This window comes from Arthrobacter sp. TMN-49 (assembly GCF_054511095.1).
In genome coordinates, this window is record NZ_JBTNDH010000025.1 from 43960 (window position 1) to 53260 (window position 9301).

Sequence of the window (9301 nt, forward strand, 5' to 3'; positions counted from 1 at the left end):
TTCCTCCAGTTTGTTAATACAAAGTCTTGACGCGGATCGCTGACTTCCCCTAGTCTAGCAAGCAGATGTTGGAGCGTTCCAATATTCTTCAATACCTGGGTTCGGATCCCGGTTTTACTTGCAAAGGAACACCATGAGGAACGTAACTCTCGGCCTGGTCGGTGTAGGGCGGATCGGCGTCATGCACGCCAGTAACATTGCCACGCTCAACGAGGTGCTCAACCCGCAGGGGATCAACGTGCAGCTCAAGCTCACCGACGTTGCCGCGGATCATGCCCGCAGCGTGGCCAGCGGGCTCGGTGCGGAATTTGTGCCGTCCGTGCAAGAGCTCCTCGATTCCGGTGTGGATGGACTGATCATAGCCACCGGAACGGGCACCCACCCGGAGCTGATCCGTGCCGGGGTGGACGCCGGTGTACCGGTTTTCTGTGAAAAGCCCGTCGCCATGAATGTTCAAGACGCGCTCCCGATTCTGGACTACGTCCGGGAGAACAGCGGCACTGTCCAGATCGGCCACCAACGCCGTTTCGACACCGGCTATTTGGAGGCCAAGAGATCCCTTGAAGCCGGCGAGTTGGGTTGGATCCACACCCTGCGCGCGGTCACCTGTGACATGACGCCCCCGCCGGTGTCATTCCTGAAATCGTCCGGGGGCTTGTTCCGGGACTGTTCGGTCCATGACTTTGACATCCTGCGCTGGCTGACTGGCCGCGAAATCGTGGAAGTCTACGCCAAGGGTTCCAACAATGGCGATCCTGCCATCGGTGAGGTGGGGGATGTGGATACGGCCCTAGCCGTGGTGACGTTCGACGACGGCACGGTAGGAACTGTGTCGGCGACCCGTTACAACGGGGCCGGACACGATGTCCGGCTCGAGATCCAGGGCTCCGCGGGGTCGGTCATGGTGGGCATGGATGCGAAGATGGCCATGGCCTCGGCGGAAAACGGCATCACGTTTCCCTCCGGTGAGGCGCACATGACGTTCGCGGAACGTTTCCACCAGGCATATCGCTCGGAGATTGTCGCATTTGTGGAACTCATCCTCGGCCAGCGGGAGAACCCCTGCACTCCGGAAGACGCCGTCGCCGCTTCCCGGGTGGCCGATGCTGCGCAAGAATCACTTGAAACCGGCGTTGCGGTCAAAGTCGCACTACTATCCCCAAGGACAGCACAATGAGCTCGACAATTGCCAGCCAAATCGCCGCCGCCCCGATCTCCTGGGGTGTGTGCGAAGCCGAAAACTGGGGACACCAGCTTCCAGCCGAACGGGTCCTGCAGGAGATGAAGGAGCTCGGCATCAGGGCCACCGAGTTCGGCCCGGTGGGATTCCTGCCCGTTGAACCACGGCCGCGCGCCGAGGTGCTTCGGCGGTTTGGACTCACGGCCATCGGCGGGTTCTTCCCATCGGTGCTGCACCAAGAAGGCAACGATCCGCTTCCGGCGATTGAACGCGAACTTGACGCCTTTGAAGCTGCTGGCGCCACGGTGCTGGTGCTCTCCGCAGACAGCGGTGCTGTCTCCTACGACGAGAAACAGGAGATGACCGAACAGCAGTGGGCAACGTTGAGCAGCAACCTGGCCGAAGCCGTCAGGCGGGCCGCGGACCGCGGCATTCAGGCTGTACTGCACCCTCACGTGGGAACCATGATCGAATCCGCCTACGCTGTCGACCGGCTGCTCAACGCAACAGAGGCCAACATCTGCCTAGACACCGGCCACTTGCTGATCGGGGGCACTGATCCGCTGGCCCTGGTTCGCAAGTTCGCCGCGCGGGTGGGCCACGCACATCTGAAGGATGTCAAGGTTGACCTTGCCGGGCAGGTTGGCCGTGGCGAACTGGGATTCACCGATGGCGTCAAGGCCGGCATGTTTGTCCCGCTAGGCCAAGGCGATTGCGGCATTGCCGAGATCGTCGCCACGCTCAAGGCCGTCGACTACACGGGCTGGTATGTCATGGAACAAGACGCCATCCTGACCGAGGCGCCGCAGGGTGCGGGCCCAGCCCTCGACGTCCGCACCTCGATCGATTTCCTCTTGAGCCTGTAGTCAGTTCCGGCTCGCCGGGACCTCGGCCTGAGCCAGGGGCGCCCTGCCATTGAGTTCCCCTGCGGGCACGCACGGATCAGCAAGCGGAAATTGTTACTGCGAGACCTGATCAGACCCGCAGGGAAACTAGGACTGCTTTGGTCGGCATCCTTAGTGGCTGGCCCGGGCCGTCGCACTCGTACCGCTGGTGAAATTGTTCCAGGCGCTGGGTTTGTACAACACCTTCTGGGCACTGCTCATCCTCTACACGGCCTTCCGGATCCCCTTTTGTACCTTCCTGATACGTTCCTACATGTTGGACTTGCCTCGGGAAGTCGATGAAGCAGCCGAAGTTGATGGGGCCAGTCGCGCGGTGGCGTTTTGGCGCGTCATCTTGCCAATGTGCCGCCCCATTCTCGTCTCCGCAGTAGTGTTGAACATCCTTTTCACCTGGAATGAATACCTCTTCGCCATGGTCTTCACCAGTGGTGGAGATATCCAGACACTACCCGTGGGTCTGACCTCACTGATGAGCAAAAACGGCACGGAGTATGCTGTCGTCTTTGCCGGCATGGTCATTGCGGCCATCCCCGTCGTCGTCCTGTTCTATGCCAGCCAGCGGTACTTCATTCGGGGGCTGGCCGACGGGATGGGTAAATAGCGAGGCATACGGGACATTGGATCGATTGCTGAGATGATGATGAAATGTATGCGGAACTAGCTCTTGGTGGAGGCAACGCGATCTGGCGTTCGAGCGGCGACCAAAGCGCGATCATTCCGGCTGATGGATGTGTGGACCTGATCCTCCGGGACGAAGAGGTATTTGTGGCGGGCCCATCAACTAGTTGGATCCAGACGCGCGCCGACGACGACGGCGGCACCTTCGGTTTCCGCATCGCGCCCGGTGGCGCGGCAAGTTCGCTTGCGCTCGATCTCGTAGAAATCAGGGACCAGGTTGCGTCGTTGCCCTGCATCATGGGACGTGACGAGGCCCAGCGGGTGCGCAACGTGCTCGAGCGGGCCCGAGTATCGTGGCCGGACGTACCCGAACTTGCCGCTGCCTTCAGTGCAGCATCACACCGAGACCGGTCATGGGTCTCGTTCGTCCGCCGCCAGGCGAGTCGTGGAATACCGCCGTGGCAGGTAGCTGAAATGCTCGATTGCTCGCCAAGGACGTTCCGACGCCGGATGCTCACGGATTTTGGCTACCCCTACCTGACGCTTGTGCGCATCAATCGTGCGAAGCGGGCACAGGCGCTCTTGAGGGAGGGAACTAGCCCCGTCGAGGCGGCGGCGAGGGCAGGCTACGCCGACCAGCCGCATCTCTCACGAGAGTTCGGCCGTCTGGTCGGCGCGAGCCCTGGTCAGTTTTTGTCGAGCTCGGCGTAAAAGTCGATGGAATTGCCGTCGGGGTCAAGGAGCGTGGCATAGCGCTGGCCCCAGTGCGCGTCCCACGGTTCGACATGCGAGGTGTAACCAGCCTTGGTTAGCTCGGCGAACGCCGCATCAACGGCCGCGGGGCTCCCTTTGTCGAAGGCCAGAGCGATGTGATGCCCTCCGGTTGGTGCAATGTAGCCCGAGTCGAATCCAAGAATTGTTTCGATGGTGTCCCAGGCTAGCGTGGTCCCGTCGTCGAGCTTCGCATCAACGTGCTGTGCGGCGTCTTGATCGTCGTCTATGCGCACACCGAGGGTGCGGTAGAACGCCAGCGAGGCGGCCATGTCCTTGGTGACAATGCCGATGAATCCGAGTTTTAGTGTCATGCCTTCACTATATGAGCCTAGAAACCACACGTCTTGAACAAAACGGCCAGCACAGTGCCCCTAAACTTTGCTCAAATGACGTGCAGGGGCTGGCGTCTCCGGTTTCCCGACAGCCCGGGTTTTGTGCGTTGGTCCCGGGGCTTTCCGCTTGACGGCTCAGAGGAGGTGGGTCATGGCGGCCCACTGAAGGAGAATGACTGTCTTGCCGTCGACGATCCTGCCCGCGGATATCATGGCAAGTGCTTCATCGAAGGGAATCTCGAGAACTTCGATGTCTTCACCTTCTTCCGGTAGACCGCCTCCGGCCGTTGTACGGTCGTTCGGACTGTAGGGTGCGGCGTAGAAATGGACGCGCTCCGTGACGGAACCGGGGCTCATGAAGAGGTCAAAAACATGGTGCAAATCTCCCAGCGTGACCCCGAGCTCTTCGCTGGCTTCCCGCCGGATAGCAACTTCGGGAGCATCGTCATCAAGCAGGCCTGCTGCCGTTTCGATGAGCATGCCGTCAGCGTGCCCGTTGACGTAGGCCGGGAACCGAAACTGCCGGGTCAGCAGGACAGTTCTCCGGACAGGATCGTAGACCAGGATTGTGGCACCGTTTCCCCGGTCATGAGTTTCCCGCTCCTCCACGACCTGTTGGCCGTCGCGCCGGCGATACGCGTAGGTGGTTCGGCGCAGAACGTGCCACCCGTCGGACGTCACATCGACCTTGGTGATCCTGACGTCCGGGTTACGGTCCAGACCGACACCTGCACGGTCCAGCCTGTACGGCCCCGGTTGTCAGGGACCTCCACACCGGGCTGTCCACCTAGGAGATTCCCGCGGTCTAGTCTCACTGAATGGTGTCCGTTAGTGTCGAGGTAGCGCCTGGGACCTCATCCAGACTGTAATAAACCGGTATGCCACGGTCGCGGGCGATCGCAACGTCCTGGTCCGCGCCTTGTGACTCACCGGCCAGCCTGAGGACCGCATCGCATCTCTGGAGAAGGCGTTCGGCCGTCGGATACATCACCTGACCGGCGATCGGATCCGACAGATCCTCCACGCCGGCGCTATCCAGGACCGGGAGCGCCACCCATTCCCCGATCATCGGCAAATGTCCGGCTTTGAAGATCGGCCATGCCGCCTGCTCGAGGCGGGAAAGGTTTCGGCGCAGCAGCTCCGGGTCATCCCCTGTCCCGGAACGGTAGGGGCCAGCAATCAGGATCATCAGGGATTTGGTCATAGCCACTAGACTAGTGCAAAAACGTGCATGAATCGGAAGGAACGCGAATGCTCGCTGCTGAACGCCACTCAATCCTCCTCAATCGCCTCGCCGAAGAGGGAAAGCTGATAGCGAAGGACATCGCGGCCGAGTTGGGTCTATCCGATGACACTGTTCGCCGTGATCTCAGGGAACTTGCTGCCGCGGGACTGTGCCAACGCGTGTATGGCGGAGCCCTGCCTGTTCCGTCGGCGGCTGCGGACTACGCCGCCCGCGCCAGTGTTCAGCCGGACAGCAAGGACCGGATCGCCCGGTGCGCCGCCCGCTTCATTGGGCAGGGGAGTACCGTCATCCTCGACGGCGGGACAACCACACTCGCCGTCGTTCGGGCGCTTGCACCTTCCCTGTCCTGCACGGTCATCACGCATAGCCCCACCATCGCCGCAGCACTGGTGCCGCATGCGGGCATCGACGTCTTTCTTCTGGGAGGTCGTCTTTTCAAACATTCGGCCGTCACATGTGGTGCCGCCGCGGTGGAAGCAGCACAGACGATCTCTGCTGATCTGTTCCTGCTCGGTGTGACAGGTGTGCACAGTTCGGAGGGGCTGACCACAGGGGATGTTGAGGAGGCGGCCATGAAGCGGGCGCTCGCGGGCCGGGCAGCCGATACCTACGTTCTCGCTAGCACCGAAAAGATCGGCGTCGCCTCCCGCTACCAAGTCCTGCCCCTCAACGCGATCGCCGGAATCATCACAGACCGCCCACACAACGATCCGACACTCAGTGAGCTCCGAAAGGATGGCACTACGCTCATCGACGCGGACGCTTGATCTCTGCTGCGGAACTCCTGATAGCGAATGTCGCCGTCGGTAGCGGCGCTCAAACACGACGAATGCTCGTCGCGGGACACATCCTCAATCTCGCGGGACTGTCGTGGTAGCCGGGTCGTGCTTTTGCGGGTGGTTCGCGACTGACTGAAGGAACAGGGGAATCAAGGGGTCTCTGCTCTCGATGAGCCAAGCGGTCCCGATACTCCAGACTGCGGATTCGAGATCGAGAGGAATAAGTTGCACCCCGTCAGGAACGATCGCTGAGGAACTGGCAGGCACGAGGGCGGAACCCGCTCCGGCAGCCACGAGGGCCAGAACAGTCAGCAAGTCGGACGTCTCGTACAGTACCTTCGGGCTGCAGCCCAAGTCCTTGAATAGTTTGTTGGTTTGGGCCGCCAGCCCGGGGCCGCGCGCCGGTACAAGGCGGATCAGAGATCCGGCGTCGAGCCATTTCCGCAATGATTCGCGACCGGGCTCGGGAATTGCCTCACCGCGTGGGATGGCGAGGGCTAGCTGATCGTGGCGAATAACCCGCGTGGCAATGTCTGGTGGGGCCGGTAGGCGAACAAAACCAATGCTGAGTGCCCCGTTACGGATAGCGGCGAACTGCGCGGACGACGACATGTCTTCGAGCCGGATATCGATTCTGGGGTGGCTGGTCCGGAAGTCGGCAACGGTGCGGGGAGCGACGTCGATCGCCGACATCCCGAACCCCACGTTGAGTACACCTTCTGCGCCCGCTGCCACGCGCTTCATGCGCTGGGCAAGGGCGTCTGCTCTGCGCACCAGATCAATCGAATCGACGAGCAACGTCCGTCCGGCCGGGGTCAGTAGTGCACCGTGCCGGCCCCTGGTGAACAACGTACTTCCTGTTTGCCGTTCTAGGACTTGAATCTGTTTGGTGAGGGCGGGCTGGGTGGTAGACAACGACCTCGCTGCGGCGCCGAAGTTCTGGTTTTCAGCAACGGCGATAAATGAGCGCAATAGGCGTAGTTCCATTCCCCAACTCTATCGAAAGCCCTCTATCGATTCGCTTGTACGATGCATGCGACTAGGAAGTACTATGTGGCTTCTATTCCGCAATGGAATCAAAAGGTGCCAAAGATTCATTAGACAGAATGTATTGCTGCTACAAGCATTGGAGGTGTCACTACAAAGGAGATCCCGATGCCCAACGATTCACAGCCCACTTTGCGCGCCTCAGTTGTCCAGTTTGAAGCGGTCCCCGACCGTCCGGACCGCAATCTCGAGATCGTCCGCCGGCTTGCAACCATCGCGGCGGAGGACGGGGCGCAGCTCGTCGTGTTCCCGGAAATGTGCCTGATTGGCTACTGGCACCTTCGCAAACAGACATCCGAACGCTTGCTGGAGCTTGCCGAGCCCGAGAGTGGCGCTCACATCAAGGCTGTCCAGGGATTCGCCCGTGAACTAGCTGTCGGCATCGGCGTCGGATACCTGGAGGCGGGTGCCGACGGTCTGCTCTACAACTCCTACACGGTATGCCTGCCAGACGGCGCTCTGCATACACACCGCAAGATCCACGCGTTCGAACACGACGCCATCGAGAGCGGCTCGCAGTTCACGGTCTTTGACACACCGTGGGGCGTCCGGATCGGAATCCTGATCTGCTGGGACAACAACCTTGTCGAAAACGTTCGTGCAACCGCGCTCTTGGGCGCCACAGTGCTCGTGGCCCCTCACCAGACCGGTGGCACGAACTCCCCAAGCCCGCAAGGAATGAAACCTATCCCGGCCGAGCTATGGGAAAACCGCACAGCAGATCCTGCCGCGATCGAAGCCGCTTTCCGTGGGCCCCATGGCCGCGAGTGGCTCATGCGTTGGCTGCCGGCTCGGGCCCACGACAACGGAATTTTCGTTCTCTTCAGCAACGGTGTAGGCCGAGACGACGACGAAATCCGCACGGGAAACGCTATGATCATCGACCCCTATGGGTCAATTATCGCCGAAACTTGGGTCGCCGACGAGGCGATTGTCACAGCCGATCTCGACCTCGGCCTCATACCGCTTTCAACCGGCCGGCGTTGGATTCGGGGGCGCAGGCCGGAGCTCTACGCCATCCTGAACGAACGGCAGGGTCACGAGTTCGGTGCCCGCGCCGCACGTTTCTCGCAAGATCCGGTCGAAATTTTGTAGTCAGTCATCCCCGTCTGTTATGAAATCTTCGCCGCCGGCTCAGCCTTCGCAGCAAATGGGCTGGGCCGGAACTGGTGCTCGCTGTCGTGGACTTCGGCGCGGCGGAACTGCCCTTCATTCAACCCGTCACGAAGGGGACCAATCATTTTGAGCCGCAGAATCACTGTCGCTGCAGCCCAACTCGAGCCCGTTCCGCTGTCGTTTTGACAGGCCCTTGCTGGCTGAAAATGGTGCTGTCAGCCGACCATCCTTGGCATGGTGTCTTGCCCGTGTCTAACCAATGATTCGGGTGTTGCCACAGAAGCTGGGCTGGCAGAACGGACTGCGTTAGCCAGTTACCCTTTGGTTCTCACCTCGAAATGAGGTCCTGACGTCCCTCAGCGTTTCGAAGCGACACCGCTAAAATGAACAGAATACGGGTCCACCTTCCAAGGAAAGACTGGTCGGGACATGAGGGAATGGCTTTGGCAGCACAGGATGGCCACCATTCCGTTGGCCATCGTGCTGATGGCTTTGGTATCACTTTTGGCATATTGGGCTAGCGGTTTCTCCTGGCCTGCGCCACTCTTCTTAACCCTGTTCAACGCACTATTGTGGGCCGGACTCTTTTGTCTCTACGTGAGGAAAGCCCGAATACGCAAGCGCACCTTGGAAAGGCAAGGCATCATTTCCTATATCCGGTATCCGGATTCCCAACTAGGGTCATTGCAGGACAGATGGGCAGGCGGCACCGCCACCTGCAAGCCGTATCAGATCACATTCCAAGAGGTCATGTCCGGCACCGATATCTCCTTGGGAACGCCCACAACACTGGATGTAGTCAGCGTCGCGGGCCGTCCAGGTCCCGTCACCGGTGGCATGAGGAGTTACCTGCCGCTGGGGATGAAGGTTATGTCTCTTGCTTTGACTCACGGCACCGTGGAGATAGCTGCAGCACCTTTGGATCTGGCCATCTTGGAACAACAACTACTCGATGACGGGCACACAACATGATCGGGGCCCGATCGAATTTGAAAACCAACCGCGAGACTATTCACAAGGAAGACGTGGACAGCTATCCCAAGAGAGATTCTGTGCGGGACGAGTTGGGAGTGTGTGTGATCAACTATCTGTAGGCCATTTCAGCCAAGAATGTGAGCCAAGTTAGTGGCTCGTTTCAGGCCAAAAGAGCGCTAAGAATCAGGCCAGTCATCTCCCCTCCAAATCATGGTTTCGGGGTTGGCCCTCAGATAGAGATCACTCGGTGGTTCGGGGCCTTGTCCAGAGTGTCAGGGACATGAGCCCGCCACCACCCAGATAAGTTCCTTACGGCGCTGCCATTGCGA

11 protein-coding genes are annotated in these 9301 nt (G+C 60.3%); 7 read left to right on the forward strand and 4 right to left on the reverse strand.

The window, feature by feature from the left end; translation table 11 throughout:
* Positions 1-133: 133 nt before the first annotated feature.
* The 4 genes from ACX80E_RS12455 (at position 134) to ACX80E_RS12470 (ending at position 3414) form a co-directional block, all read left to right on the forward strand.
* Positions 134-1177, forward strand: a complete 1044-nt coding sequence (locus ACX80E_RS12455; RefSeq protein ID WP_459302295.1) for a Gfo/Idh/MocA family oxidoreductase — start codon at positions 134-136, stop codon at positions 1175-1177.
* Positions 1174-2046 carry a sugar phosphate isomerase/epimerase family protein gene (locus tag ACX80E_RS12460; RefSeq protein WP_459302296.1) on the forward strand — a complete coding sequence of 291 codons (873 nt, stop codon included), beginning with the start codon at positions 1174-1176 and terminating at the stop codon, positions 2044-2046. The genes ACX80E_RS12455 and ACX80E_RS12460 overlap by 4 nt, the downstream gene beginning before the upstream one ends.
* A 187-nt stretch (positions 2047-2233) precedes the next feature.
* Positions 2234-2686, forward strand: coding sequence for a carbohydrate ABC transporter permease (locus ACX80E_RS12465; protein ID WP_459302297.1), 453 nt, complete (start codon positions 2234-2236; stop codon positions 2684-2686).
* A 44-nt stretch (positions 2687-2730) separates the two neighbouring features.
* Entirely contained in the window at positions 2731-3414 is a 684-nt protein-coding gene (locus tag ACX80E_RS12470; RefSeq protein ID WP_459302298.1) for a helix-turn-helix domain-containing protein, read from the forward strand.
* Here ACX80E_RS12470 and ACX80E_RS12475 read toward each other — a convergent pair.
* The 3 genes from ACX80E_RS12475 to ACX80E_RS12485 all read right to left on the reverse strand — a co-directional run bounded on the left by ACX80E_RS12475 (position 3390) and on the right by ACX80E_RS12485 (position 5013).
* Positions 3390-3788 (reverse strand): VOC family protein, encoded by a 399-nt coding sequence (locus ACX80E_RS12475; RefSeq protein ID WP_459302299.1) that lies wholly within the window; start codon positions 3786-3788, stop codon positions 3390-3392. The genes ACX80E_RS12470 and ACX80E_RS12475 overlap by 25 nt on opposite strands.
* 156 nt (positions 3789-3944) lie before the next feature.
* Positions 3945-4490, reverse strand: coding sequence for an NUDIX domain-containing protein (locus ACX80E_RS12480; RefSeq protein ID WP_459302300.1), 546 nt, complete (start codon positions 4488-4490; stop codon positions 3945-3947).
* Positions 4491-4620: 130 nt separating this feature from the next.
* Positions 4621-5013 (reverse strand): DUF4406 domain-containing protein, encoded by a 393-nt coding sequence (locus ACX80E_RS12485; RefSeq protein ID WP_459302301.1) that lies wholly within the window; start codon positions 5011-5013, stop codon positions 4621-4623.
* A gap of 47 nt (positions 5014-5060) precedes the next feature.
* Here ACX80E_RS12485 and ACX80E_RS12490 point away from each other — a divergent pair, with 47 nt between their 5' ends.
* On the forward strand, positions 5061-5822 hold the full coding sequence (locus ACX80E_RS12490) for a DeoR/GlpR family DNA-binding transcription regulator (RefSeq protein ID WP_459302302.1): 762 nt from the start codon (positions 5061-5063) through the stop codon (positions 5820-5822).
* Positions 5823-5906: 84 nt separating this feature from the next.
* On the opposite strand, the gene ACX80E_RS12495 is transcribed toward ACX80E_RS12490, so the two are convergent.
* On the reverse strand, positions 5907-6821 hold the full coding sequence (locus tag ACX80E_RS12495; protein ID WP_459302303.1) for a LysR family transcriptional regulator: 915 nt from the start codon (positions 6819-6821) through the stop codon (positions 5907-5909).
* Between the two features lie 168 nt (positions 6822-6989).
* Here ACX80E_RS12495 and ACX80E_RS12500 point away from each other — a divergent pair, with 168 nt between their 5' ends.
* Positions 6990-7976: a nitrilase family protein gene (locus ACX80E_RS12500; protein WP_459302304.1), complete on the forward strand. Its 987-nt coding sequence runs from the start codon at positions 6990-6992 to the stop codon at positions 7974-7976.
* Positions 7977-8426: 450 nt separating this feature from the next.
* Entirely contained in the window at positions 8427-8969 is a 543-nt protein-coding gene (locus tag ACX80E_RS12505; protein WP_459302305.1) for a hypothetical protein, read from the forward strand.
* Positions 8970-9301: the final 332 nt, after the last annotated feature.